The following is a 24,302-nucleotide window of genomic DNA, read 5'->3' on the forward strand; positions in this document are numbered from 1 at the left end:
GTTTGTTGAGGGCCGTTCTGAAAGACGGCAATGACTTTCGCCGGCACTCCAGGGAGCTTATTCCGGGCGCTTATCCAGCCCGTTCATCAGGTCCGCTCCCCGGGTCCAGGAGACGGGCAGGAAGAACGGATTTATTGCCGAATTTGCGTGCTACCTGGTCAAGGGCCTGCTCGGCCGCCCGCCAGTTGTCATCCCGCCGGTCAATACTGAGCTGGAGCGAGGTGGTGGCCGCGTCTTCGAGCTGTTCGGCCCGCACGCCCACCAGCCTCACCGTCATTGGCCGGTCCACCGAGCCCAGGAGCTGCAGCGCGACTCCATAGATGAGCTGGGCGCTGTCCACGGGTGTCTGGACCGTGCGGCTGCGGGTGATGGTGGAAAAATCGGCGAAGCGCAGCTTCAGCGCGATGGTCCGGGCCACCATTCCCGAACTGCGCAGGCGCCCGGCCGTCCGGTGCGCGAGGCGGAGCAGTTCCCGGTGAAGGAGGGCGTCGTCCGCTGTATCCACGGCAAACGTTTCTTCGGCACCGATGCTTTTTTCCAGCCGGACGGGCGTTACGGGACGCGGGTCCTGTCCCCAGGCCAGCTGATGGACATGCACTCCTGTGGCGCCCAGCATCTTCCGAAGCGACGAGACCGGCGTGGCTGCCACGTCGGCGACGGTCCGGATGCCCATCCGTGCAAGGACCTCTGCGGTTTTGGCGCCTATGCCCCAGAGTGCGCCTACCGGCAGGCTGTGCAGGTAGGGCACCGTTTGATCGGGGCCGATGAGGAGCAGTCCGTCCGGCTTACAGCGGGTGGAGGCGATTTTGGCTACGAACTTTGTCTCCGCTATCCCCACCGAGGCGGTAATCCCCAGCTCCGCAGCCACCCTGCTGCGGATCAGCTCGCCAATGGCCCGGGGTGGACCCAGCCGGCGGATGGCACCGGTCACATCAAGGAACGCCTCGTCCACGCTGAGCGGCTCCACGAGTTCGGTCACGGATTCGAAGATTGCCATCAACTCCGCCGAGACCTCGTAGTACACGTTGTGCCGCGGCTCGATGATCACCGCCTGCGGGCACATCCGCATTGCCACAGCCATGGGCATGGCTGACTTCACGCCAAAAGCCCTGGCCTCATAGGAGCCCGAGAGGACCACTGAACGTTCAGCCGGAAAGCCAACGATGACCGGCTTACCGCGAAGCTCGGGCCTCGTGCGCAGTTCCACGGAGACGAAAAAGGCGTCCATGTCCACGTGCATGATGCACTTGCGCCGGCGGGCCCGGAGACCTGCTCCGGCCGGCTCGTTCGTCCCAACAGGTCCCACGGCTGCAATCCTATCGCTTTGTACTGACTAAACTGGAGGCTGAATCCGGCATCAACACCAGGAGGAAAGTCCCTGTGACGGTCATTGGAAACCTCAAGCCAGCAGCCCTGGCCGCTTTTGCTGCTGCGGCAGCACTGGCCCTCGCTGCCTGCAGCCCAACACCGTCAGGAACGCCTGGTCCCACCGCCTCCGCTTCCTCGCCCGGAACAGTCCAGTTGGCCACCACAGCCTCCGCCAGCCCCTCCGCTTCACCTAACACGTCCGCCACGGTAGGCGCCGTCGTCGAAGGCTTCCCCCAGCAACTTCTGCCCCTCATGCCGGGCGCAAGTGTGGTGTCCAGCAGCTTGGACAAGGCGTCAACGCCTGCCACCGCGGCCCTGGTTGCCACCGTCACCGCGCCCACTGCCGCCGTCCTGGACTTCTACACCAAGGAACTTGAGGCACGGGGATTCAAAGCTGTTCCGGGTGAGGCAGTGGGGGCTGTGGCCTCGAAGGATTTTGTCCGGGGGGACAACGAGACGGTCAACCTGTCCGCTGTGGAAGCGGCGGGCATTGTGACTTTTACCATCGGCGCCAACGTGGCAGCTGAGTCAGCCAAGTGACGGCGGAGCAGCTAAGGAACGAACAGGCCGCCTTCGTGGCGTCGGTAGCCGGCGAACTGACCGATTTCCTCACTTCCCGGCAGTCCGTTATGTCCGCGATCTCCCCGGACATTGAACCGCTCATGGGTTCCATCTCCAACCTGGTCACTGGCGGCAAGCGCCTCAGGGCGCTGATGTGCTACTGGGGCTGGCGGGGCGCGGGGGGCGGGTCCGGCGCGCAGCAGGTGGTGACGGCGGGAGCAGCCCTGGAACTGTTCCAGGCCGCCGCGCTGATCCATGACGACATCATTGACCGGTCGGACACCCGTCGGGGCGGCCCCAGTGTCCACCGCCGCTTCAGCCAACTGCACGGTACCCACGGCTGGGCCCTGGACAGTGAGCGGTTCGGGCAGGCAGCGGCGATTCTCACCGGTGACCTCTGCCTGTCGTTCAGCGAAGAGGCCTTCACGGATATAGGCGAGCGTGCTGCAGCAGGGAGCCGGGCGCGGCTGATCTTCAACCTCATGCGGGCGGAGGTCATGGCGGGTCAGTACCTGGACATCCTGGAAGAAGTTGCCGGGCCGGTCCGCGACCGTGCCGGTGCCGTCAGCAGGGCCCAGTCCATCATCAGGTTCAAGTCCGCCAAGTACTCCACCGAGCATCCCCTGGCATTGGGCGGTGCCCTGGCGGGAGCCTCAAACGAACTGCTCCGCGGCTATTCGGCGTTTGCCCTGCCCCTGGGCGAAGCCTTCCAGCTCCGCGACGACGTCCTGGGCGTTTTTGGTGATCCGCTCACTACCGGCAAACCTGCCGGGGACGACCTGAGGGAGGGCAAGCGCACGGTGCTGGTGGCGCTGGCCCTGGACCAGGCCTCGGCGGCGGAATCCGCTTTTATCGACGCCCGGCTGGGCAGCCCGGATCTCACGGATGAGGACATTCGTGAGATCCGGCGGATTATCGAAGCGTCGGGTGCACTGCAAGCCACCGAGGTCCTGATTAACGAATTTGGCGAAGCCGCCTTTGAGGCCCTGGAGACACTTCCCCTGGATGACCTGCCAAAAACCGCATTGCGGAGGCTGGCCGAAGCAACCGTCAGCCGGGCCTCCTGATTCCGCAGTGCCGGTGCGGGTAATTACCAGGCCAGGGTTTGCGCCCTGCGCCGGATTTCGGTCTTGCGGCCTTCCCGCAATGCATCGATGGGGCGTCCCCTGAGTGACTCGTCGGGCGTGAAAAGCCAAATGATGAGGTCTTCGTCCGAATAGCCCGCGTCAGCCAGCACAACAATGGTGCCTTTGAGGCTGTCCACTACTTGGCCATCCTGGATGAATTCAGCCGGGACGGAACGGATATTCCGCTCCCCCACCCGCACAGCGGCCAGTGCCCGTTCATCAATCAGGCTATGGACTTTAGTGATGGAAACGTCCAATAAACGGGCGACGTCCGGCAGGGGCAACCATTCGCCCACGAGGTTTTCTACATTACTCACGGATCAAGGTTGCCATGCTGCCCGCCGTGGCGCCTAGTCGGGGAATATTGCAGGGTGCCCTGACCTGCGGACACTCCGGAAATTCACCTATGCCGGGAATGCGGGAATTCTTGTGCTAATCGCGAATCCATGAGAGATTCACATAGATCACTTTCGTAACAGAAATAACAGCAGTAACAGTAGTATCGAATAACAGCGGCATCCCCGTCCGCGCCCGCAGTTGAGAAGAGGATCCCTTCACATGACGATGTCCCGCTCGCCGAAGCAGCCCCAGAAGCCGAGCCTGCCCATGATTGCTGCCACAACGGCGGCGCTGCCAGCGGTCGTATTGTCATCGTTAGCCCTCGCCCAGCCCGCCGCTGCCCAGCAGCCTGCACGCGCCGTCCCGGCCACCCTCGCAGCGGCCATGAAGGCCCAGGCGGCCAAGGCGACGGCAGCCGTGATCCCGGCGTCGTCTGTTTCCACCACCATCCCTGCCGCCTTCAAGCCGGCACAGCCGGCCGCACCGGCGGAATACACCATCGCCAGGGGCGACACCATCAGCGGCATCGCAGGCAGGTTCGGGCTGAACACCGGCGAGGTCCTCAGGCTGAACAACCTCCAGGCCAACACCATCATTTACCCTGGACAGAAGATCAAGCTGTCGGGTTCGCCAACCGGCCCGGCGGCTCCCGCTGCACAGCCGGCGCCTGCGGCTCCGCAGGGGGCGGGGGCGGGCGCCTCGTACACGGTGAAGCCAGGCGACACGCTGGGGGCCATCGCGGCGAAGCATAACGTGAGCCTTTCGGACGTTTTCGCCTGGAACAACCTCAACATGCGTTCCATCATTTACCCCGGACAAAAAGTCAAAGTAGGCGCCGGCGAGGCTGCCCCGGCTCCGGCAGCACCTGCTCCAGCCCTGGCTGTCACGTCAGCTGCCCCGGCCAGCCCCGCCGCCCCCGCGCCGGCAACCGGCTCCTACTCTGTTAAGGCCGGCGACACGCTGTCCGCCATCGCTTCCCGTCACGGTGTCAAGTTGTCGGAGCTCCTCTCCGCCAACCAGCTGAGCCTTACTTCAGTGATCTACCCGGGCAACAAGCTGGCAATCCCGGGCGCTGCGGGCCAGGCCGCCCCGCAACCGGCGGCGTCCGTTACGCCATTGGTTCCCGGATCCTTCCTCGGATTTAGCTATCCCGCAGCCGTGGTGAGCTCGGCCAACGAAAACAAGGCACTCCTGAATGCTTCCCCGGTCCCCTCGCGGGAACAGATGCAGGGCATTGTGGCGGATACGGCGCGCGCGATGGGGGTAGAACCCTCGCTCGCCCTCGCCTTCGCCTACCAGGAATCAGGGTTCAACCAGCGCGCGGTTTCCCCCGCCAACGCGATCGGGACCATGCAGGTTATTCCCAGCTCCGGCCAGTGGGCCTCTGACCTGGTGGGCCGGAAACTGAACCTCCTGGACCCCTATGACAACGCAACTGCCGGCGTGGCGATCATCCGCCAGCTCCTGGCCACCAGCAAGGACCGGGACACTGCCATCGCCGGTTATTACCAGGGCCAGTACTCGGTGAGCAAGTACGGCATGTACGACGACACCAAGGCGTACGTCGAAGCCATCAAGGCGCACCAAAAGAACTTCGGCTGAGGCAGCCTGCCGCCCAGTAAAACCGGGCCTGCGGAGGAACATCGGCACGGGTCCGGACCGGAATCGGTTCGGACCCGTTTCATTGCTGGATTACGATCGTAGGGTGCAGGAACACGTGTCAGACCCGCTGGTAGGAACCCTGGTGGACAACCGGTACGCCGTCCGGTCCAGACTGGCGCGTGGCGGAATGTCCACTGTCTACGTGGCCACCGACCAGCGGCTGGAACGGGACGTGGCCCTGAAAGTGCTGCACCCGCATCTGTCCGCGGATGAAAGCTTCCTGGGCAGGTTGGGCCGCGAAGCGAAGGCCGCCGCCAGGTTGTCACACCCCCATGTTGTGGGCGTCCTGGACCAGGGCACTGACCACCACACCGCTTACCTGGTGATGGAGTACATCAAGGGCCACACGCTGCGGGATGTCCTGAACACGAAAGGCGCACTCCCGCCCAGGCTCGCCCTGGCGCTGATCGATCCCGTGGTGGAGGGGCTTGGGGCCGCCCACGCCGCCGGGTTCATCCACCGGGACGTCAAACCGGAAAACGTCCTGATAGCGGACGACGGCAGGATCAAGATCGGCGACTTCGGACTGGCCCGCGCCGTCACCACGTCCACCAGCACGGGAGCTTTGCTGGGAACTGTCGCCTACCTTTCGCCTGAACTTGTCCTGGGCAAGCCCGCTGATGCACGCAGCGATGTGTACTCCGTGGGCATCATGCTTTATGAGATGCTCACGGGCCAGCAGCCGTTCACAGGCGAGGTCCCCATCCAGGTGGCGTACCAGCATGTCAACGGGGCGGTGGGCCCTCCCTCGGCCATGGTGCCCGGCCTCGCGGCCGAAGTAGACGAACTGGTGCAATGGTGCACCGCCAACGATCCCGAGAACCGGCCGATCGACGGGAATGCGCTGCTTCAGGAACTGCGCCACATCAGGACCAACCTCAGCGACCGGGAACTGGACCTGCAGCCACCGGCGGCTGAAGGGATGGAATCGCAAAGCCATACGGAAGTCATAGCCCGCACCAACAATCCAACAAGCGTTATGCCTTTCGGACGCCCTTCCGCACCCCCTCACCGCCCCGTGCAGACACATGCCGGCCTGACCGCGGCCCCTGCGGCCGCCGGGGCGCGGCACAATCTGACTCCACGCGACTCTGACGATGACCCGGCCTGGGCTCCAGCGCCGGCCGCCCTCAGCAAACGGGCGCAGCGGAGGGCTGAACAGGAAGACCTGAAGGCCCGTGCACGGGCTGCCGCTGTCCCCGCCCGAAGCCTGCGCGAGGGCAGCGCGCGCCGCCGCGGAGTCATCTGGGTAGTAGTCCTGGTCATTGCCGCGCTCCTGGCCACCGGCGCCGGCTGGTTCTTCGGCACGGGCCCCGGGTCTGCCGCTGCCATCCCGGCAGTGGCCAACAAGACGGTGGCGGAGGCGCAGGAGCTCCTCAGCAAGGCGGGATTCAGGTCCACCACCAGTGATGTCTTCGACGACGATGTGCCTGGTGGCCTGGTGGTGGGGACGGAGCCGTCAGCCGGTTCAGAGATCCGGAAGTTCCTGCCGGTCTCCCTGTTCGTCTCCAAAGGACCGCAACTTTTCCCGCTGCCGAAGCTTACCGGCGGCACCCTGGAGGAAGCCAAGACCGGCCTGAACGCAGCGGAGATGGCCCTCGGGAACGTCACCGAGCAGTTCAGCGAAACGGCAGCGGCAGGAACCGTCCTCTCGCAGGATCCCGCTCCCGGGACGCCGGCCCGGCATGGGACGCCTGTCAAGCTGGCGGTGTCCAAAGGACCTGAGCCCATCCCTGTGCCCAACGTCGTGGGCCTGGAGGACAACGACGCCAAAGACGCCATCGAGGCAGCCGGCCTCAAGGCGGAGGAGGCGCGCGAAGAGGTGTTCGACAGGAACATCCCTAAGGGCTCGGTGGTGAGCCAGTCGCCCGCGAACGGGACACTCACCCGGGGCGGCACCGTGACCTTGACCATCTCGAAGGGCCCCAAAATGGTGGAGGTGCCGAGCTACATCGGCAAGCAGGCCTCGGAGGCCAGGAAGGCCCTTGAAGGCCTTGGCTTCCAGGTGAAGGTGAACAACATCCTGGGCGGCTTCTTCGGCACCGTACGGGACCAGGATCCCGTAGGCACCAAAGTACCTGAAGGCTCAGTCATCACCCTCACGGTGGTGTAGGCGGCCCCGCCGCCCACACCACCGCTGAAGGACATCAGCGCTTGGCGAGGGCTCCCGCCACCAGGAAGGCCATCTCCAGGGACTGCATGTGGTTCAGGCGGGGATCGCAGACTGACTCGTAGCGGTCCAGGAAGGCTTCCTGGTCGATCGGATCCGCCCCGCCCAGGCATTCGGCAACGTCGTCACCAGTCATCTCCACATGCAGGCCGCCGGGAACCGTGCCCAGGGCGTGGTGCACCTCGAAGAAGCCGCGCACTTCGTCAATGACGTCGTCGAAGTTGCGGGTCTTGTAGCCGTTCGGGGACGTGACGGTGTTCCCGTGCATGGGGTCGGTGACCCAGAGCACCTGCGCACCCGAGGCAGTGACCTTCTCGACGACGGCGGGCAGCTTCTCCCGGATGTTGCCCGCACCCATACGGGTGATGAAGGTCAGCCGGCCGGGCTCGCGGTCCGGGTCCAGCTTGTCGATCAGGCGGAGGGCGTCGTCGCCGGTGGTGGACGGACCCAGCTTCACGCCGATGGGGTTCCGCACCCGGGACAGGAAATCAATGTGGGCGTGGTCCAGTTCGCGGGTCCGCTCACCGATCCAGAGGAAGTGCGCCGAGGTGTCGTACGGGAAGCCGGTGCGGGAGTCGATCCGCGTGAGGGCGCGCTCGTAGTCCAGCAGCAGAGCCTCGTGGCTGGCGAAGAATTCAACACGCTTCAGCGCCTCGAAGTCAGCCCCGCAGGAAGCCATGAACTTGATGGCCCGGTCGATGTCCCGCGCCAGGGACTCGTAACGGGCGTGCGCCGGGTTCTCAGTGAAGCCCTTGTTCCACTGGTGTACCGAGCGCAGGTCCGCGAACCCGCCTTGGGTGAAGGCCCGGATGAGGTTAAGGGTGGAAGCTGAGGTGTGGTAAGCCCGGAGCATCCGTGCAGCGTCGTGGCCGCGTGACTCAGGGGTGAAATCGTAGCCGTTGACGATGTCGCCGCGGTAGGCGGGAAGCGTCACGCCGTCACGGGTTTCATCGTTGGACGAGCGCGGCTTGGCGAACTGGCCGGCCATCCGGCCCATCTTGATGACGGGCATCGCAGCGCCATAGGTCAGGACCACGGCCATCTGGAGAATGGTTTTGACGCGGGCGCTGATCTTGTCCGCGGTGGCAGCTTCGAAGGTCTCGGCGCAGTCACCGCCCTGGAGCAGGAACGCCTTGCCCTGGGCAGCGGCGGCCAGCCGTTCGCGCAGGACGTCGACCTCGCCGGCAAACACCAGCGGGGGAAGGACGGAGAGTTCCTTCACCGAGGCATCGAACACCTCCCGGTCCTGCCAGCTGGGCTGCTGGGAAATAGGAAGGTCCCGCCAGTTATCGAGTCCCGGATAGTTGGCCGCTCCGCTCTGGGCGGTACTGGACAGCGAGAAGGCAGGTTTTGCAGATAGCTCAGTCACCCTCTAAGACTAACGGCAGCGCCGGGCCGCCGGACACCGCAGCGTCACGCGTCCGGGCCAGGGCGTCACAGACATCCGCCCCTGGAGGTACCTGCGCCGGAGGTACGTGCGCGGCCAGTCCGGCAGCCAGGTGACCGTGGTCAGACAGCGGCGGCAGCCCCGCCGTCGTCCTCCTGCGTGGCTGCCTCCTCCCGCTCGGCCGCGCCCTGCTGGTTTCCGGGATCCTGCTGCTGTTCGCCGGCCCCGTCATGGCCAGGCCCGTCATGCCCAGCCCCGGCCTGGCCGCCTTGCACGGGCGCCGGTGCTGCGGGCGGTTCAGCGGCTGCCGCCGCGCCGGCGGGCTTGCCCGACAGCCGGAGCTTCACCACGGCGGCATATTCGTCCACGTACTCCTGCCCGGAGAGCCGCATCAGCTCGAACATGATTTCGTCCGTGACCTGCCTCTGGACAACCCGGTCCTCGGGCTGGTCCCTGTACTGGGCGAAGTCGAGTGGTTCGCCAAAAATCATGCCGATCCTGCGGATGTTCGGGAGCCGCTTCCCGATCGGCTGCACCTTATCCGTGCCGATCATGGCCACCGGAATAACCGGTACCCCGGCCTTAAGCGCAAGCCTGGCCACGCCCACCTTTCCCCGGTAGAGGCGCGAATCGGGGCTCCGGGTGCCCTCGGGGTAGATGCCCAGCAGCCCGCCGTGCGAGAGGACCTCCATGCCAGCGCTCAGTGACGCCTCCGAGGCGGCACCGCCGGACCGGTCCATGGGCAGCTGGTTGGTCAGCCGGAAGAACAGTGCGGTCAACCTGCCCTTGATCCCGGTGCCGGTGAAGTACTCGGATTTGGCCAGGAACACCACGGGACGGCGGACCATCAACGGCATGAAGATCGAGTCGGAGAACGAGAGGTGGTTCGAGGCGATGATTGCTGCCCCCTCGCCGGGGATGTTGTCCAGGCCCTTGACCCAGGGCCGGAAAAGCAGCTTCAGCACCGGACCGAGAAAGATCCTTTTCATCACCCAATAGAACACGTGCGAAACCCCTCCGGAAGGCAGCCTTCACGCCCGGCATCGGGCCTGGTCGGCAGTTCAATGAAACCCTACTCTAGTGAGATTTGCCCGGAACAGTGACACGATGGAGTCATGAGCGAAAGCAGCATGCCGTCACGTCCTGCCGCTTTCAGCTATCCCGGCCATGGAGCCAACGCGCGGATCGGCGTGGCCATCTGCCACGGCTTTACCGGCAGCCCGCTGAGTGTGTTGCCGTGGGCGCAGCACCTCGCCTCCCAGGGGTATGCAGTGACCGTTCCCCTGCTGCCCGGCCACGGCACTGACTGGCGCGAGCTGGCCCGGACCCGGTGGACCGACTGGTACGGCAGTTTCGAAACCGCCTACCTCGACCTTTCGGAGCGCACCGAGACATGTTTTGTTGCCGGTTTGTCCATGGGCGGAGCCATCGCCCTGCTCACCGCCTCCCGGCACCCGGTGGCTGGCGTCTCGGTGGTCAACCCCGGCCTCAGCTTCTACGACCGGCGGATCCGGGTCATCGGCGTGCTCAAGTATTTCCAGAGAACAACCATGCCCATCCAGGAGGAGCAGACCACCGCAACCGTTACTGAGGACGGGGACTATTCGCGCACTCCCCTGTCGGCGGTGCATGAACTGAAGAAACTGTTTGGCGCAGCCCTGCGGGGCCTTACCCGTATCACAGCCCCGGTGCAGGTATTCAAGTCCGATACGGACGCAGTGGTCCCGCCCACCTCACTGGCCGTCTTGCGAAACCGGCTGGGCGCCCGCCTCATTGAGGTGGTGGGCCTTGCCAGCAGCGGCCATGTGGCTACGCTGGACGTGGACGCGCCGGAGATCTTTACAAAATCCAGCGCCTTTTTCCGCGCCCATGCCCGCCAGACCACCTCAATGGAGACGCCATGACCTCCACTCCGGACCACAGCCCCTTCAGCAGTCCGTTCGGAAACGAGGGGCCGCGGATCGGCGTGGTCCTCTCGCACGGGTTCACCGGAAGCCCCCATGGCCTGCGTTCCTGGGCCGAGGCCTTCGCCGCGGCAGGTTTCGCTGTCCGCATGCCCCTGCTGCCGGGGCATGGCACCAGCTGGCAGGAGCTCGCACGGACCCGGTGGCAGGAGTGGCACGGCGCCCTTGATGACGCGTACCTGAAGCTCGACGCGGACTGCGACTTCGTCTTTTCAGCCGGCCTGAGCATGGGTGGAACACTCGCCCTGCGGGTCGCCGCCACGCGCCCCGTGGCCGGGGTGGTCCTCGTGAATCCGGGGCTCGTGATTGACGATCCGCGCGCGCCGCTCGCCGGGATCCTGAAGCTGGTCATGAAAAGCACCCCGGCCATAGCCAACGACATCCTCAAGGAAGGCATGGACGAGGGAGCCTACCCGCGCACCCCCGTAGCCGCCGCGCACGAGCTCAACAAAATGTTCAAGGACACCGTCCGGCTCCTGCCCAGGGTCACCGCACCCGTCCGCGTCTACCGGTCCACCATTGACCACGTGGTCTCCGACGCCAGCATTACGGCCCTTCGCCGCGGCCTTACCAACGCGCCCCTGGAGCTTGTCCGGCTGCACAACAGCTACCACGTGGCCACCATGGACAACGACGCGGAACAGATCTTCCAGGGTTCGGTGGACTTTGTCCGCAGCGTAGTCTCTGCTGCCGGTCCTGCATCCGCTTTTCCCGCAGCGTCGGGCCAGGAGGCTACCCATGAACAGGCCTGACCCCGGCTCGCCGGACCAGGGCGCCAACCAGGACGACGCCGTCTGGCTTGACCTGGTAGCCCGGCTCGAAGGGAACTCCCCCAACCAACCTGATGAAGCGGCAACGGAGCAGAACCCCGCGGCAGGCGGCCCACTTGCCCCGCCGGGACGGGCAGCGACCTTCCGGGACTTCGACCCCCTGGGCCTTGCGGGAGCCGCGCCCGCCGAACTGTCTGCAGCCGAACGGCAGGAAGCCTCCGCGGACGGCCGGAACGCCAACGAATCCGCCACGGACGGCAACGCATCAGGGCCGCGCGACTACGATGCGGCGGAGGACGGGGGCGAGTTCATCCCCGAGGAACCGCCCAGCCTTGCCGGCACGGACCCGTTGACCATGCTGGCCTGGCTCGCCGCGGTGGGCGGGCCCATAGCACTGCTGTTGTCGGCCATGTTCTGGCGCTCGGCGCCGCTGCTGGCCATCGTGGGAATCGTCGCCGTGTTTGTCCTCGGCGCGGTCTACCTGATCATGAAGCTTCCGCAGGAAAAAGACGACAACGACGACGGCGCGCGGGTTTAGCACCGCCGGCGGCCCTTGCTTCAGCCCCGCAACCGGCTGCTGACCCGGGAGAGGTCCGCCGCGCCGATCAGGCCAGCGTTAGGTCCCAGCGCTGCCAACTCAATGCCGGCTGCGGGCCGGAAGCCCCGGCCGGTAAGGTTCCGCGCAAATGCCTTCCGGGCAGGCTCCACCAGGAGGTCTCCGGCGGAACACAGCCCGCCGCCGATGACGAACAGGCCGGGATCCAGCGCCGCCGCCAGGTTGGCGAGCCCCAGCCCAAGCCACTCGCCCACCTCATCAAGAAGTTCACGCGAGGCTGCGTCGCCTGAGAGCGCAAGTTCGGTGACGATTGCGCCAGTGATGGTCTCGGGGTGTCCGCCCACGGCTGCCAGGAGTTCCTGCGCCACCGGAGAATTTGCCCGCGCCAGGATCCGCGCTTCCCGTCCGAGCGCATTGCCGGAGGCGTACTGCTCCCAGCAGCCCCGGTTGCCGCACTCGCACCGGTGCCCGCCGGGCATGATGATCTGGTGCCCGAACTCGCCGGCCACGCCAAACCTGCCGCGCTCCACCCGGCCGTCCATCACCATGGCGCCGCCGATTCCCGTGCCCAGCGTGATGCATACCAGCCGGTCCTCACCCTGCCCGGCACCAAAGCGCCATTCCGCCCAGGCCGCGGCGTCGGCATCGTTGGCCAGCAGGACGGGACGGCGCAGCAGTTTTTGCAGGTTGTCCCGCAGCGGCTCGTTCCGCCAGGCCAGGTGCGGGCTGAAAAGCACGGTGCCGCCGTCGAGGTCCATCCACCCGGCAGCGCCGATCCCTACGGACCAGATCCGGTGCCCGCGGCCCAGCTCTTCAACGAGCTCGACGATGACCTGCTCCACTGCCCGCGGATCCGTCCCGGGCGTTGAACGGCGGGCCTCGCTGAGGATCCTGCCCTCGGCGTCCACCACGCCCGCAGCAACCTTGGTTCCACCGATGTCGATACCGATGGCGAGGCCCCGCCGTCCGAGGCGCAGGTGCTCGCGGAAACTTTCCCCGTGCCGCATCCCTGCGCGGCCAGGGGTTGGCCGCCGCCGCCATGGAACCGGACGTCGCAAGGGGCCGGCCTGTTCGCCGGGAGGCGGTGCATACATAGTCACCCATTCTAGGCGGGCGACTCCCGGGCGGGCGGCTCCCGGCCAGGGATGTCCGCTCTGTTGCATTGACGGCTAAGTTACTGGCAAGTAACTTTAGATACACCATGGCCCGTTACTGGCGTACTAGTCTTTAGGCATACCCTGCCCGGGTCTTCGGATATCAAAGGAGCTATAGTGCGCGAATTCAGTGTTCCGCCTCTTGTTGTTGTCCCACCGGAAACCAACATCACGGACCTGGTACTGCGGCAGGCCGCCAAGCCCAGCAACCCTTCACTGTTTTCCCGGCTGGACTCCGCCGGATCCTGGCAGGACATTTCCGCCACGGACTTCCTTGCCGATGTCACCGCCCTCGCCAAGGGCCTGATGGCCAGCGGCGTGTCCGTCGGCGACCGCGTGGGAATTATGTCCCGGACCCGTTACGAGTGGGCCCTGGTTGACTTCGCCATCTGGTTCGCGGGAGCCGTTTCGGTACCGATTTATGAAACTTCCTCCCCGTCGCAGGTGGCCTGGAACCTCGGGGATTCCGGTGCCGTCGCGGCGTTCGGCGAAACCGCCCACCACGAAGACGTGATCCGCCAGGCCGTGAACGCCGAGGGCCTCACGGCGCTCCAGCATGTATGGCAACTGGAAGGCCGCGGGTTGGATTCGCTGCGCGAAGCCGGACGGAATATCAGTGATGCGGACCTGGAAACGCGCCGCGCTTCAGCCAGCCTGGCGGACGTGGCCACCATCATTTACACATCCGGCACCACGGGTCGCCCGAAGGGCTGCGAACTCACCCACGGAAACTTCGTGGAACTTTCGGAGAACGCCCTCGGCATCATCGGCGAGATCGTCCACGAGAACGCCAAAACCATCATGTTCCTGCCCTTGGCGCACGTTTTCGCCCGTTTCATCTCCGTCCTCGCCATGGCCGCCGGGACCACCGTGGCCCATACGCCGGACATCAAGAACCTCCTCTCCGACCTGCAGAGCTACGAGCCCACCTTCATCCTCGCCGTGCCCCGGGTGTTCGAAAAGGTGTACAACTCGGCATTGACCAAGGCCGAGGACGGCGGCAAGGGAGCCATCTTCCACCGGGCTGCCGATACTGCCATCGCCTTCTCCAAGGCACGCCAGAATGGACGGGTGGGGCTGGGATTGAAGCTTCGCCACGCCCTCTTCGACAAACTGGTGTACGGCAAACTGCGGGCTGCGATGGGCGGCCACGTCGCCCACGCGGTATCCGGGGGCGGGCCGCTGGGCGAACGCCTGGGACATTTCTTCCAGGGCATCGGCCTGCAGGTGCTTGAAGGCTACGGCCTCACGGAAACCACAGCCCCGATCTCGGTCAACACACCATCGCTGATCAAAATTGGATCCGTGGGAAAACCCCTGCCGGGGAACGCGGTCAGGATCGCCGCTGACGGCGAGATACTGGCTAAGGGCGTTTGCGTGATGCACGGCTACTACAAGCGCGAGGACCTCACCGGCGAGACGTTCGACGACGGCTGGTTCCGTACCGGCGACGTGGGCCGCCTCGACGAGGACGGCTTCGTCTGGATCACCGGCCGGAAGAAGGAAATCATTGTCACCGCCGGCGGCAAGAACGTGATCCCCGCACTGCTGGAGGACCAGATCCGGGCCGACGCCCTGGTCTCCCAGGTGCTGGTGGTGGGTGACAACAGGCCCTTCATCGGAGCCCTCGTCACCCTCGACCAGGAGGCCCTGCCCGGCTGGCTGCAGCGCCACGGCCTACCGGCGGACACCACGCTGGAGGAGGCGGCCAACAACCCTGTGGTCAAGGCGGCCGTCCAGGACCTGGTTATCGCAGCCAATACATCGGTTTCCCAGGCCGAGGCCATCAAGTCCTTCCGCATCGTCCCGGCCGACTTCACCGAGGCATCAGGTCATCTGACCCCCTCGATGAAGGTCAAGCGCGCCCAGGTCATGAAGGACTTCGAAACTGTCATCGAAGAGATGTACGCGGCGCCCCGCTCGTAGCAAGGCACCACTAAGAGGCAGGCCTGGTCCGGCAGCGTGCGTAAAAGGGGCCCCGCGGCACCACGTTCGTTGCAACTGCCCAAGTAAGAGGCATGCCCTGGTCCGGCAGCGTGCGTAAAAGGGGCCCCGCGCCCCCGCTCGCCGCGAAGCGGCCCAAGCGGGGCGAGGGGAATAGCACGCAGAGGATGAGGCCTGCCTCGACCACTGCCCCAACGCAAAGAGAGGGTCCTCCCGCCGGGGAGGGCCCTCTCGTTGCGTTACTCAGTAAGTGGCTCTACTGCTCAACCACCAGCAGCAGGTCTCCACCTTGTACCTGCTCCACAGCGGAGATGGCGAGCCGGGAGACCTTGCCGGCTACCGGCGTCGTGATGGATGCTTCCATCTTCATTGCCTCGATGGTTGCCACGGTGTCGCCTGCCTTGACCTCGTCGCCGGGCTTGACCGTGACGGTGACGGCACCGGCGAACGGGGCTGCGACGTGGCCGGGCTGGGCGGGGTCTGCCCGCTCGGCCGCCTTGACGTTGCTGACCACGGAACGGTCGCGGACCACCACTGGACGGGACTGGCCGTTCAGGGTGCACATGACCGTGCGCATGCCCTTTTCGTCGGGCTCGGACACGGCTTCGAGGGACGCGATCAGCCGCACGCCCTTCTCGAGCTGGATCTCGTGCTCCTTGCCGCGCTGGAGGCCGTACAGGTAGTCGCGGGTATCCAGCACCGAGATGTTGCCGTACGTCTCCACGCTCTTCAGGTAATCCTTGGTGGGGCCATCGAAGAGCAGCCTGTTCAGGGTGTGCTGGCGGGTCTTCGAATCTGACTTCAGGGCAGCGCTGTCCTCGGCGCTGAGCTCAGCGTCCCGGACCTTCACACTCCGGCCCTGGAGGGCTTTGGTGCGGAAAGGCTCAGGCCAGCCGCCCGGAGGATCGCCGAGTTCGCCGGACAGGAACCCGATAACCGAATCAGGGATGTCGTAGTTCTGCGGGTTCTCGTTGAAGTCCGCCGGGTCCGCGTTCAGGCCCACCAGGTGCAGGGCGAGGTCGCCCACAACCTTCGACGACGGCGTGACCTTGACCAGGTGGCCCAGGATACGGTCCGCGGCGGTGTACATGTCCTCGATCGCTTCAAAGCGCTCCCCCAGGCCCAGGGCCATGGCCTGCTGGCGCAGGTTCGAGAGCTGCCCGCCCGGGATCTCGTGCTGGTACACGCGGCCGGTGGGGCCCGGAAGGCCCGATTCGAACGGGGCGTAGACGCGGCGGACAGCTTCCCAGTACGGCTCCAGGGAACTGACGGCCTCCAGGCTGAGGCCGGTGTCCCGCGGGGTGTGCGCCAGGGCTGCCACCAGGGCCGAGGCTGACGGCTGGCTGGTGGTTCCGGCCAGCGACGCCGAGGCGACGTCCACAGCATCCACACCGGCATCCACAGCAGACAGCAGGGTGGCCAGCTGGCCTCCGGCGGTATCGTGGGTGTGCAGGTGCACCGGAAGGTCGAAGCGTTCCCGGAGGGCTGCCACCAGTTTCGCGGCTGCCGCCGGACGAAGCAGGCCGGCCATGTCCTTGATCGCCAGGATGTGGGCTCCGGCGTCAACGATCTTCCCGGCGAGCTCCAGGTAGTAGTCCAGGGTGTAGAGCTTCTCGTTGGGGTCCAGCATGTCGCCGGTGTAGCAGAGCGCCACTTCCGCGACGGCGGTGCCGGTGGCCCGTACGGCGCGGATGGCGGGTGCCATCTGGCTGACATCGTTCAAGGCGTCGAAGATCCGGAAGATGTCGATGCCTGTGGCCGCAGCCTCGTTGACGAACGCCTCGGTGACCTCTTCGGGGTACGGCGTGTAGCCCACGGTGTTGCGTCCGCGGAGCAGCATCTGGATGCAGACGTTGGGCAGCGCCTGGCGCAGGGCAGCGAGCCGGTCCCACGGATCTTCGCCCAGGAACCGCAGGGCAACGTCGTAGGTGGCACCGCCCCAGGCTTCAACGGACAGCAGCTCCGGCATTAGCGCCGTGACGGCAGGGCCGGCCGCGACGAGGTCCCGGGTCCGGACCCGGGTGGCAAGCAGCGACTGGTGTGCGTCACGGAAGGTGGTGTCCGTGACGGCCACCGCATTCTGCTCACGAAGCGCTTTGGCGAAGCCTTCCGGGCCGAGCTCCCGGAGCTTCTGCCGTGAGCCCGGTGCCGCCTGCTTGTCCTTGACGGAAGGGAGTTTGCTGGCCGGGTTCGAGTGGACGGTCAGCTCGCCGTTGGGCTTGTTGACGGTGACATCCGCCAGCCAGGTGAGGAGCTTGGTGCCGCGGTCGGCAGAGACGCGGGCCTTGAGCAGCTCCGGGCGCTCGTCGATGAAGGACGTAGCCACATCGCCGGCGATGAAATCGGGATCGTCCAGTACTGCTTGCAGGAAGGAGATGTTGGTGGAGACGCCGCGGATACGGAACTCCGCGAGGGCACGGCGGGCGCGGGCGACGGCGGCCGGGTAGTCCCTGCCGCGGCAGGTGAGCTTCACCAGCATGGAGTCGAAGTGCGGGCTGATTTCGGCACCTGAGTAAACAGTGCCGCCGTCGAGCCTTACACCCGCGCCGCCGGCGGAGCGGTAGCCGGTGATTTTTCCGACGTCGGGGCGGAAGCCGTTGGCCGGGTCCTCGGTGGTGATGCGGCTCTGCAGGGCGGCGCCGCGCAGCCTGACGGTGTCCTGGGACAGGCCAAGGTCAGCCAGCGTCTCGCCGGCTGCGATACGCATCTGCGCCTGCACGAGGTCGACGTCGGTGACCTCCTCCGTCACGGTGTGCTCCACCTGGATGCGGGGGTTCATTTCGATGAAGACGTGCTGGCCCGCGCGCTCACCCACGGTGTCCACAAGGAACTCCACGGTGCCGGCGTTGACGTAGTTCAGGGCCTTGGCGAACTTGACGGCGTCCCGGTAGAGGGCCTGCCTGATGCCCTCGTCCAGGTTGGGAGCCGGGGCAATCTCGATCACTTTCTGGTGGCGCCGCTGGATGGAGCAGTCGCGTTCGAAGAGGTGCATGACGTTGCCCTCTGCATCGGCCAGGATCTGCACTTCGATGTGCCGCGGGCGCAGTACTGCCTGCTCGAGGAACATGGTGGGATCGCCGAACGCCGCATCTGCCTCGCGCATGGCGGACTGCAGTGCCTCGGGCAGGGCTTCGCGGGTGTCCACCCGCCGCATGCCGCGCCCGCCACCGCCCGCCACGGCCTTGGCGAAGATGGGGAAGCCAATTTCATCGGCCGCCGCAATAAGCTCGTCCAGGTCCTTGGAGGGCTCGCTGGACTTCAGGACCGGAACACCCGCGTCACGGGCAGCCTTCAGCGCCGCCACCTTGTTGCCCGCGAGTTCCAGCACCTCGGCCGGTGGACCTACAAAGGTAATACCCGCGTCCTTGGCCGCCCGGGCCAGGTCCGGGTTCTCGGAGAGGAACCCGTAGCCGGGGTAGATGGCATCGGCGCCGGACTCCTTGGCCACCCGCACTACTTCAGCAACGTCCAGGTAAGCACGGACGGGATGGCCCTCTTCGCCAATCAGGTAGGCCTCGTCCGCTTTTTGGCGGTGGATCGAGTTCCTGTCCTCTTGGGGGAAAACGGCAACGGTCTTTGCGCCCAGCTCGTAGCCGGCGCGGAAGGCCCTGATCGCGATTTCGCCGCGGTTGGCCACCAGAACTTTGGAAAACATACTTCTCCTGCATCATTGCGGGTGGATCGGTGAGTGGTCACAGTGTCTAGGACCTACAAGGACAAACACAAATCTTTGTGGCCACCATCACAGAATTCCCCGTCATGTCCCGCGCCCTTTCGCCGGGCCGGGCGGAAACCGCCCCCTGCAGCACAGCAGGTGCCATGCCGACGCCCGATAAAGCAGGATTCGCCGACGCATCCACATATGATGAGTAGGGCGGCAGGACCGTCTGGCTTCGGCGCTGCCGGAGCAAACATTACCCTCAACACGGCACCCGGCGTTAGGTTTTGGTCTCTCAAGTGCAAGTAGTCAGCATCAGCAGCCTCAAGGGTGGAGTCGGCAAGACTTCCGTCACCACAGGATTGGCATCTGCCGCGCTTGCCGCAGGCGTCCGCACGCTGGTGGTGGACCTGGATCCGCACGCCGATGCGACCACCGCCCTGGGCGTTCAGCCGGGCGACCAGCTGGACATTGGCAGGATGCTCAAGAACGCCCGCCGCGCCAAGCTGGCAGAGAATGTTGTGGGCAGCAGCTGGACGGCGCTCGCCCAGTCCAACGGTTCCGGCCCGGCGGTCCTGGATGTCGCCGTCGGCTCTGCCTACACGGGAATCTATGACCGCCCGGACCTCAGCCGCCGTGACCTCCGCCGGCTGTCCACTGTGCTGGCCGGCGCGGATGACTACCAACTGGTCCTGATCGACTGCCCGCCGTCCCTCAACGGCCTGACCCGCATGGCCTGGTCAGCCAGCGACAAAGTGGCCCTGGTCGCCGAGCCGGGCTTGTTCTCCGTGGCCGGTACCGAGCGGACCATGCGGGCCATCCAGCTTTTCCGGCAGGAGTTTGCGCCCAACCTTTCACCCGCAGGCATCATCGCCAACCGCGTGCGGTCCGGTTCCTCCGAGCACAGCTACCGGCTGGCCGAAATGGAATCCATGTTTGGTGAGCTCCTGCTGAGCCCGAGGATCCCGGAGCAGGCGAACTGGCAGCAGATCCAGGGCGCCGCCCACCCCGTGCACCACTGGCCCGGCGACTCGGCGAAGTCCGCTGCAGCTTTGTTTGATGACCTGCTGGCAAACCTCATGTCAGTGGGCAGCGGCCTGCGCAGCCGCACCCGGTAGAAAATCAGGCTCAACGACAGAAGCCGCTCTCCGTGGGGAGAGCGGCTTCTGCCATATAAACACTCAGCTGATCTTGCGGGCAGCGCGCCGCTTGCTTAGTTCGTCGTCGGGAAAGGACTGCTCTGCGGCATGCTCACTCGGCAGTGATGCCAGGCTGCCTTCCACCTCGCGCCAGACCCGGCCTACGGCGATGCCGAACACACCCTGGCCGCCCTGCACCAAATCAATCACTTCGTCAGCCGAGGTGCACTCGTACACGCTGGCGCCGTCGCTCATCAGGGTGATTTGGGCGAGGTCTTCCACGCCGCGCTCCCGCAGGTGCTCAACGGCGGTGCGGATCTGCTGCAGCGAGACGCCGGTGTCCAGCAGTCGCTTTACCACCTTCAGCACCAGGATGTCGCGGAAGCCGTAAAGCCGCTGGGACCCTGAGCCGGCGGCGCCGCGGACGGCGGGTTCAACCAGTCCGGTGCGTGCCCAGTAGTCCAACTGGCGGTAGGTGATGCCTGCGGCCTTGCAGGCGGTGGGACCCCGGTAGCCTGCGTCCTCGTCCAGGACGGGAAGGTCTTCGGTGAACAGGAGGCCCTGGGCACCGCTCGCGGGCATCGCAACACCAGCCGTGGGCTGCTTCAGCCCGCCTGCTTCGCCTTTGGGACTCACCTGGATCCTCCTTGTCATAAGCCCCCCGTGAACTACTGCAGCGGCAGGAACAGGTACGAAGACCATGCCTGTAATTTCCGCGGGGCGCACCTTCCAGTGTGACTTGCGCGGCTGCCGTAAGCAATGGGAACTTGATACTTCGACGTTAGGCCTGCGGGGACGCAAGGTCAAAGACGTTGGCCGGTTCAACGAGGCGTGTCGGAACTTTCATCCTCAACTTTAACCTTAACGTGACCTTAGCCGTCGAAATCCTCGGGCTCCACGTCGTCCAGGAACTCCCGGAAGCGGCGCAGTTCGCGCTCTTCGTCCACGGTGGGGCCGGGCTCGGCGTCCTCCCCCTCATCGTGCTCGGTGATCCGGACGCCTGCTTCGTCCATCACCGAATCGGCACACCAGATGCGGCACTTGGCACGCAGGGCGATGGCGAGTGCATCGGAGGCACGCGAGCTCACGGTGGTGCCGTTCTCAAACTGGAGCTGGCCGTAGAAGATGTTGTCCTCCACCGCCACGATGTTCACACTGACCACGGAGTGGCCCAGCGATTCAACGACGTCCACCAGGAGGTCGTGGGTCATGGGCCTGGGCGGAACAACACCCTGCTGGGCGAGGGCGATGGCGCTTGCTTCCGGGGTGCCGATCCAGATGGGCACGTGCCGTTCACCGTGCATCTCCCGCAGGAGGACCAGCGGCTGGTTGGAGGGCAGTTCGATCCGAACGCCTACGATCTCAACTTCAATCATCAGATGTCCATGCGTGAGATGTGGTCCTGCACCAGAGCCCGGTGCAGGGTAAGGCAGAGGTCGCTGATTTCGCGGGCAGCCTCCGCCGCGCGAGCCTGGGACGCGGCGTCCCTGCGCGAGGCAAGCGGCGCCACGGCGCGTTCCACCAGCCCGAACTCCCGCTCGGCAGCTGCCTGGAACGGACGGAGGTGCCGCGGCTCAAGCCCATGGCTTTCCAGCTGCACGCAGGCCCGGGCCACCTGGAGGGCGTGCTCGTCAAACTGTCCGTTGGAATGGCTGATGAGCCCGAAGCTCAGCAGGGCCTGGAGCAGCGGCACGCTGGCGCCGGACTCCGTCCGCAACTGTTCCTCAGTGAGCTTGCGCCCCCGGCTTTGGAGTTCTGCCGCCAGCTCATCGGACACGATCCGAGGGGAAACCACGACGCCGGGCGGCAGGTTTTCCGGGCGTTCTCCCCTGTCGATGGCGTCGAGGTAGTCCTTGATGACCTTCAGGGGCAGGTACTGGTCCCGCTGCAAAGCCAGGACAAAGCGCAGCCGTTCCACGTCGCCGTCGGAATACTGGCGGTAGCCTGCAGGGGTACGCCGGGGATTAATCAGCCCCTTTTCCTCAAGGAACCGGATTTTTGACGCTGTCATGCCTGGGAAGTCACCGCTGAGCTGGGCGAGGACTTCGCCGATGTTCAGGACCTGCGGTCCCCGGCGTTCCGGTTGTGCCATTGCCACAGGCAGCGGTCCCCGGATCAGCCGCGGCCTGCAGCGCTGGCAGGGCTGAGGTAGAAGGTGAGGCGGAACTTGCCGATCTGGACTTCGCTGCCGGACCTGAGCTCCACGCTGTCCACGCGGTCGTGGTTGACGTAGGTACCGTTGAGGCTGTTTTTGTCCACCACTTCGAAGCTCCGGGCAGTGCGGCGGAATTCCACGTGCCGGCGGGAGACGGTGACGTCATCAAGGAAGATGTCGGCGTCGGGGTGGCGGCCGGCGGTGGTGACGTCCGAGTCCAGCAGGAAACGCGCACCGGCGTTCGGGCCGCTGTGCGCAACGAGGAGCGCGGAGCCGGCCGGCAGTGCCTCCACCGAGCTGCGCTCGTCCGATGACAGCTTGGGCGCGATGGTGGGTTCATCGGTCACCGGGGTGAGATGGATCGAGGTGGTCTCCGATGCCCTGGCCGCACCAGTGCCGTATTCCCCATCGGCAGGGTTGTGTGTGTGGCCAGCCATGGACTCCTCCTCTTCGACGATGCGGCTCTCAGGCCGACATTCAACTTTTACCCTCCGGCCTGTCCGGCAGGTCCGGCACCGGCTCCCGATCCGGCCGCTGACGTGCGAAGACGTTCCGTCTGCACGACCGGCCGAACCGGATGTACCGGTTAGCTTTTAGCCTACCTGTTGTTCGTACTCGGATGCACTGAGCAATGACTCGACGGCGTCCGGTTCGGCCAGTTTGACTTCGATGAGCCAGCCGTCGCCGTAGGGATCGGTGTTGATTAGGGCCGAATCAGTGTCCAGGGAGTCGTTGCGGGCCACTACTTCGCCACTGACCGGGGCGTAGATGTCGCTGACGCTCTTGGTGGACTCAACCTCGCCCACTACTTCGTTCGCCGTAATCTTCGTGCCGACTTCGGGCATCTGGGCGTAGACAACATCCCCTAGCGCGTCCTGGGCGAAGTCAGTAATGCCCACGCGCACCACGCCGTCGGCATTGGGGGCAGAAATCCACTCGTGCTCGGCGGTGTAGGACAGGTCTTCGGGAATGTTGCTCATCAGGGGCCTTTCATCGGGTCGAACACCAATGTCAACGGGGGCCCAAACAGGCCGCCGCTGAAAGTATAGGCACAACTGCCGGGGCGTTCGCGGGGGATTCTGACAAGATGGGACGCATGACCGCGCGCACTGTCCCCCTGCCCCGGGAAGCAGCAGGGTAACCATGCCCGAACTTCCCGAGGTGGCCGGCCTGGCTGAATTTCTTGACAAGCATCTGCAGGGAACGTCGGTGACCAAGGTGCAGATCGTGTCCTTCGCCGTGCTCAAGACGGCTGATCCACCCTTCAACGCCCTCGAGGGCAGGACCGTGACGGGTGTGCGCCGCTTCGGCAAGTTTCTCAGCATCGACACCGATGGAATTTCCCTGGTGTTCCATCTGGCGCGGGCCGGCTGGGTGCGCTTCACGGATTCCCCCACTGATGCGCAGTTGAGGATGGGCAAGGGCCACATCGCGGCGCGCTTCACTTTCGAAGGCTCTGATGGGCCGCGCGGCTTCGACCTTACCGAGGCCGGAACCAAAAAGAGCCTGGCCGTGTACGTGGTGCGGGACCCGCAGGACGTTCCCGGGATCGCCACCTTGGGCCCGGACCCGTTCACCGAGGCGTTCGACGCCGACATGCTGGCGGAGATCCTCGCCGGCAGTTCGCAGCAGATCAAGGGGCTCCTGAGGAGCCAGAGCGTGATCGCCGGCATCGGGAACGCCTATAGCGACGAGATCCTGCATGCAGCCCGGATCTCGCCCTTCGCCACGGCCAAGTCGCTGGACCGCGGAACGGTCCAGGTCCTCTACGACTCCATCCACAGCGTCCTGGGCACGGCACTGGCGGAGGCACGCGGCAAGCCGCCGAAGGACCTCAAGGACGTCAAACGGAGCCACATGCGGGTCCACGCGCGGACCGGCCTGCCGTGTCCCGTGTGCGGGGACACGGTCCGCGAGGTTTCCTTCGCCGATACCGCCCTGCAGTACTGCGCCACCTGCCAGACGAAAGGCAAGATCCTGGCCGACCGCAGGACGTCAAAGTTCTTGAAGTGATGGCGCGTTCCCCAAATTGATGCCGAAAGTGATGGCGCGTTTTTCGAGGAGCAAAGAGGCAACAAAAAAGTGGAAGCACCGGATTTCTCCGGTGCTTCCACTTTTTGGTCGGGCTGACAGGATTTGAACCTGCGACCCCTTGACCCCCAGTCAAGTGCGCTACCAAGCTGCGCTACAGCCCGTCAGTTCCGCCGTTCTCCGCTGCGCTTCATCCGCGGGCTAACCCGGGGATTTCCACCAGCAGTCCGGCCGAACCACCTAGAAGAGCTTACACGATCCCGGAGGGTGCCAGTGACACTTTCCGGGCATTGGGCCAATGCGTGTTGCGCACATCA

The 24,302-nt window shown here is 65.5% G+C and carries 21 protein-coding genes and 1 tRNA gene; 10 read left to right on the forward strand and 12 right to left on the reverse strand.

All coding sequences use genetic code 11. From position 1 onward, the window contains the following. Positions 1–70: 70 nt before the first annotated feature. Positions 71–1,306, reverse strand: a complete 1,236-nt coding sequence (dinB, locus tag QF047_RS12730) for a DNA polymerase IV (RefSeq protein WP_306632951.1) — start codon at positions 1,304–1,306, stop codon at positions 71–73. A 74-nt stretch (positions 1,307–1,380) separates the two neighbouring features. On the opposite strand from dinB, the gene QF047_RS12735 reads away from it, so the two are divergent. After that, a complete protein-coding gene (locus QF047_RS12735; RefSeq protein WP_307277549.1) occupies positions 1,381–1,908 on the forward strand; it encodes a hypothetical protein in 528 nt (175 codons plus the stop codon). Beyond that, a complete protein-coding gene (locus QF047_RS12740) occupies positions 1,905–2,996 on the forward strand; it encodes a polyprenyl synthetase family protein (protein ID WP_306632948.1) in 1,092 nt (363 codons plus the stop codon). Before QF047_RS12735 ends, QF047_RS12740 begins: the two co-directional genes overlap by 4 nt. A gap of 23 nt (positions 2,997–3,019) precedes the next feature. On the opposite strand, the gene QF047_RS12745 is transcribed toward QF047_RS12740, so the two are convergent. Further along, positions 3,020–3,373: an Rv2175c family DNA-binding protein gene (locus QF047_RS12745; RefSeq protein WP_306632947.1), complete on the reverse strand. Its 354-nt coding sequence runs from the start codon at positions 3,371–3,373 to the stop codon at positions 3,020–3,022. Between the two features lie 241 nt (positions 3,374–3,614). Here QF047_RS12745 and QF047_RS12750 point away from each other — a divergent pair, with 241 nt between their 5' ends. Beyond that, entirely contained in the window at positions 3,615–4,997 is a 1,383-nt protein-coding gene (locus QF047_RS12750) for a lytic transglycosylase domain-containing protein (protein WP_307277552.1), read from the forward strand. Between the two features lie 103 nt (positions 4,998–5,100). After that, positions 5,101–7,170, forward strand: coding sequence for a Stk1 family PASTA domain-containing Ser/Thr kinase (pknB, locus tag QF047_RS12755; RefSeq protein ID WP_307277555.1), 2,070 nt, complete (start codon positions 5,101–5,103; stop codon positions 7,168–7,170). A gap of 34 nt (positions 7,171–7,204) precedes the next feature. Here pknB and QF047_RS12760 read toward each other — a convergent pair whose 3' ends face one another. Then, the gene (locus QF047_RS12760) at positions 7,205–8,596 is read right to left on the reverse strand and encodes a class II 3-deoxy-7-phosphoheptulonate synthase (protein WP_306632941.1); all 1,392 of its coding nucleotides are present in this window, start codon (positions 8,594–8,596) and stop codon (positions 7,205–7,207) included. 140 nt (positions 8,597–8,736) lie between these two features. Continuing rightward, positions 8,737–9,618 carry a 1-acyl-sn-glycerol-3-phosphate acyltransferase gene (locus QF047_RS12765; protein ID WP_307277559.1) on the reverse strand — a complete coding sequence of 294 codons (882 nt, stop codon included), beginning with the start codon at positions 9,616–9,618 and terminating at the stop codon, positions 8,737–8,739. A 111-nt stretch (positions 9,619–9,729) separates the two neighbouring features. On the opposite strand from QF047_RS12765, the gene QF047_RS12770 reads away from it, so the two are divergent. Genes QF047_RS12770 through QF047_RS12780 form a run of 3 tightly spaced genes read left to right on the forward strand, consistent with a single transcriptional unit; the run spans position 9,730 to position 11,886 of the window. Then, positions 9,730–10,518: a carboxylesterase gene (locus tag QF047_RS12770; RefSeq protein WP_307277562.1), complete on the forward strand. Its 789-nt coding sequence runs from the start codon at positions 9,730–9,732 to the stop codon at positions 10,516–10,518. Next, positions 10,515–11,330, forward strand: coding sequence for a carboxylesterase (locus tag QF047_RS12775; protein WP_307277565.1), 816 nt, complete (start codon positions 10,515–10,517; stop codon positions 11,328–11,330). Before QF047_RS12770 ends, QF047_RS12775 begins: the two co-directional genes overlap by 4 nt. After that, positions 11,317–11,886: a hypothetical protein gene (locus QF047_RS12780; protein WP_306632934.1), complete on the forward strand. Its 570-nt coding sequence runs from the start codon at positions 11,317–11,319 to the stop codon at positions 11,884–11,886. The genes QF047_RS12775 and QF047_RS12780 overlap by 14 nt, the downstream gene beginning before the upstream one ends. A gap of 20 nt (positions 11,887–11,906) precedes the next feature. Here QF047_RS12780 and QF047_RS12785 read toward each other — a convergent pair whose 3' ends face one another. Beyond that, positions 11,907–12,998 (reverse strand): ROK family glucokinase, encoded by a 1,092-nt coding sequence (locus QF047_RS12785; protein ID WP_373427004.1) that lies wholly within the window; start codon positions 12,996–12,998, stop codon positions 11,907–11,909. Between the two features lie 177 nt (positions 12,999–13,175). Between QF047_RS12785 and QF047_RS12790 the strand changes: the two genes are divergently transcribed. Continuing rightward, positions 13,176–14,984: a long-chain fatty acid--CoA ligase gene (locus tag QF047_RS12790; protein WP_307277569.1), complete on the forward strand. Its 1,809-nt coding sequence runs from the start codon at positions 13,176–13,178 to the stop codon at positions 14,982–14,984. 274 nt (positions 14,985–15,258) lie between these two features. On the opposite strand, the gene QF047_RS12795 is transcribed toward QF047_RS12790, so the two are convergent. Continuing rightward, positions 15,259–18,657, reverse strand: a complete 3,399-nt coding sequence (locus QF047_RS12795; protein WP_307277571.1) for a pyruvate carboxylase — start codon at positions 18,655–18,657, stop codon at positions 15,259–15,261. A gap of 302 nt (positions 18,658–18,959) precedes the next feature. Here QF047_RS12795 and QF047_RS12800 point away from each other — a divergent pair, with 302 nt between their 5' ends. Continuing rightward, positions 18,960–19,778 (forward strand): ParA family protein, encoded by an 819-nt coding sequence (locus tag QF047_RS12800; RefSeq protein WP_306632927.1) that lies wholly within the window; start codon positions 18,960–18,962, stop codon positions 19,776–19,778. A 63-nt stretch (positions 19,779–19,841) separates the two neighbouring features. Here the strand turns inward: QF047_RS12800 and QF047_RS12805 are convergent, their stop codons facing one another. The 5 genes from QF047_RS12805 to gcvH all read right to left on the reverse strand — a co-directional run bounded on the left by QF047_RS12805 (position 19,842) and on the right by gcvH (position 22,934). Next, positions 19,842–20,435 carry a MerR family transcriptional regulator gene (locus QF047_RS12805; RefSeq protein WP_306632926.1) on the reverse strand — a complete coding sequence of 198 codons (594 nt, stop codon included), beginning with the start codon at positions 20,433–20,435 and terminating at the stop codon, positions 19,842–19,844. Between the two features lie 236 nt (positions 20,436–20,671). Next, on the reverse strand, positions 20,672–21,175 hold the full coding sequence (locus QF047_RS12810; protein WP_190988956.1) for a bifunctional nuclease family protein: 504 nt from the start codon (positions 21,173–21,175) through the stop codon (positions 20,672–20,674). Beyond that, positions 21,175–21,891: a MerR family transcriptional regulator gene (locus QF047_RS12815; protein ID WP_306632923.1), complete on the reverse strand. Its 717-nt coding sequence runs from the start codon at positions 21,889–21,891 to the stop codon at positions 21,175–21,177. The genes QF047_RS12810 and QF047_RS12815 overlap by 1 nt, the downstream gene beginning before the upstream one ends. 23 nt (positions 21,892–21,914) lie before the next feature. Beyond that, entirely contained in the window at positions 21,915–22,391 is a 477-nt protein-coding gene (locus tag QF047_RS12820; RefSeq protein ID WP_306632921.1) for an FHA domain-containing protein, read from the reverse strand. 156 nt (positions 22,392–22,547) lie between these two features. Beyond that, on the reverse strand, positions 22,548–22,934 hold the full coding sequence (gene gcvH / locus QF047_RS12825; protein ID WP_306632919.1) for a glycine cleavage system protein GcvH: 387 nt from the start codon (positions 22,932–22,934) through the stop codon (positions 22,548–22,550). 163 nt (positions 22,935–23,097) lie between these two features. On the opposite strand from gcvH, the gene QF047_RS12830 reads away from it, so the two are divergent. Further along, positions 23,098–23,967: an Fpg/Nei family DNA glycosylase gene (locus QF047_RS12830; RefSeq protein ID WP_307277583.1), complete on the forward strand. Its 870-nt coding sequence runs from the start codon at positions 23,098–23,100 to the stop codon at positions 23,965–23,967. A 105-nt stretch (positions 23,968–24,072) separates the two neighbouring features. Here QF047_RS12830 and QF047_RS12835 read toward each other — a convergent pair. Then, positions 24,073–24,149: transfer RNA gene (locus QF047_RS12835), tRNA-Pro, on the reverse strand. Positions 24,150–24,302: the final 153 nt, after the last annotated feature.

It is taken from the genome of Arthrobacter sp. W4I7 (assembly GCF_030816215.1).
GTDB lineage: Bacteria > Actinomycetota > Actinomycetes > Actinomycetales > Micrococcaceae > Arthrobacter > Arthrobacter siccitolerans_A.

Bases quoted from the DNA above. Each gene is read 5' to 3' on its own strand.
- QF047_RS12750 (WP_307277552.1), top strand. From the start codon at position 3,615: ATGACGATGTCCCGCTCGCCGAAGCAGCCCCAGAAGCCGAGCCTGCCC.
- QF047_RS12770 (WP_307277562.1), top strand. From the start codon at position 9,730: ATGAGCGAAAGCAGCATGCCGTCACGTCCTGCCGCTTTCAGCTATCCC.
- QF047_RS12775 (WP_307277565.1), top strand. From the start codon at position 10,515: ATGACCTCCACTCCGGACCACAGCCCCTTCAGCAGTCCGTTCGGAAAC.
- QF047_RS12780 (WP_306632934.1), top strand. From the start codon at position 11,317: ATGAACAGGCCTGACCCCGGCTCGCCGGACCAGGGCGCCAACCAGGAC.
- QF047_RS12785 (WP_373427004.1), bottom strand. From the start codon at position 12,998: ATGTATGCACCGCCTCCCGGCGAACAGGCCGGCCCCTTGCGACGTCCG.
- QF047_RS12795 (WP_307277571.1), bottom strand. From the start codon at position 18,657: ATGTTTTCCAAAGTTCTGGTGGCCAACCGCGGCGAAATCGCGATCAGG.
- QF047_RS12810 (WP_190988956.1), bottom strand. From the start codon at position 21,175: ATGATTGAAGTTGAGATCGTAGGCGTTCGGATCGAACTGCCCTCCAAC.
- QF047_RS12815 (WP_306632923.1), bottom strand. From the start codon at position 21,891: ATGGCACAACCGGAACGCCGGGGACCGCAGGTCCTGAACATCGGCGAA.
- QF047_RS12820 (WP_306632921.1), bottom strand. From the start codon at position 22,391: ATGGCTGGCCACACACACAACCCTGCCGATGGGGAATACGGCACTGGT.
- gcvH (WP_306632919.1), bottom strand. From the start codon at position 22,934: ATGAGCAACATTCCCGAAGACCTGTCCTACACCGCCGAGCACGAGTGG.
- QF047_RS12830 (WP_307277583.1), top strand. From the start codon at position 23,098: ATGCCCGAACTTCCCGAGGTGGCCGGCCTGGCTGAATTTCTTGACAAG.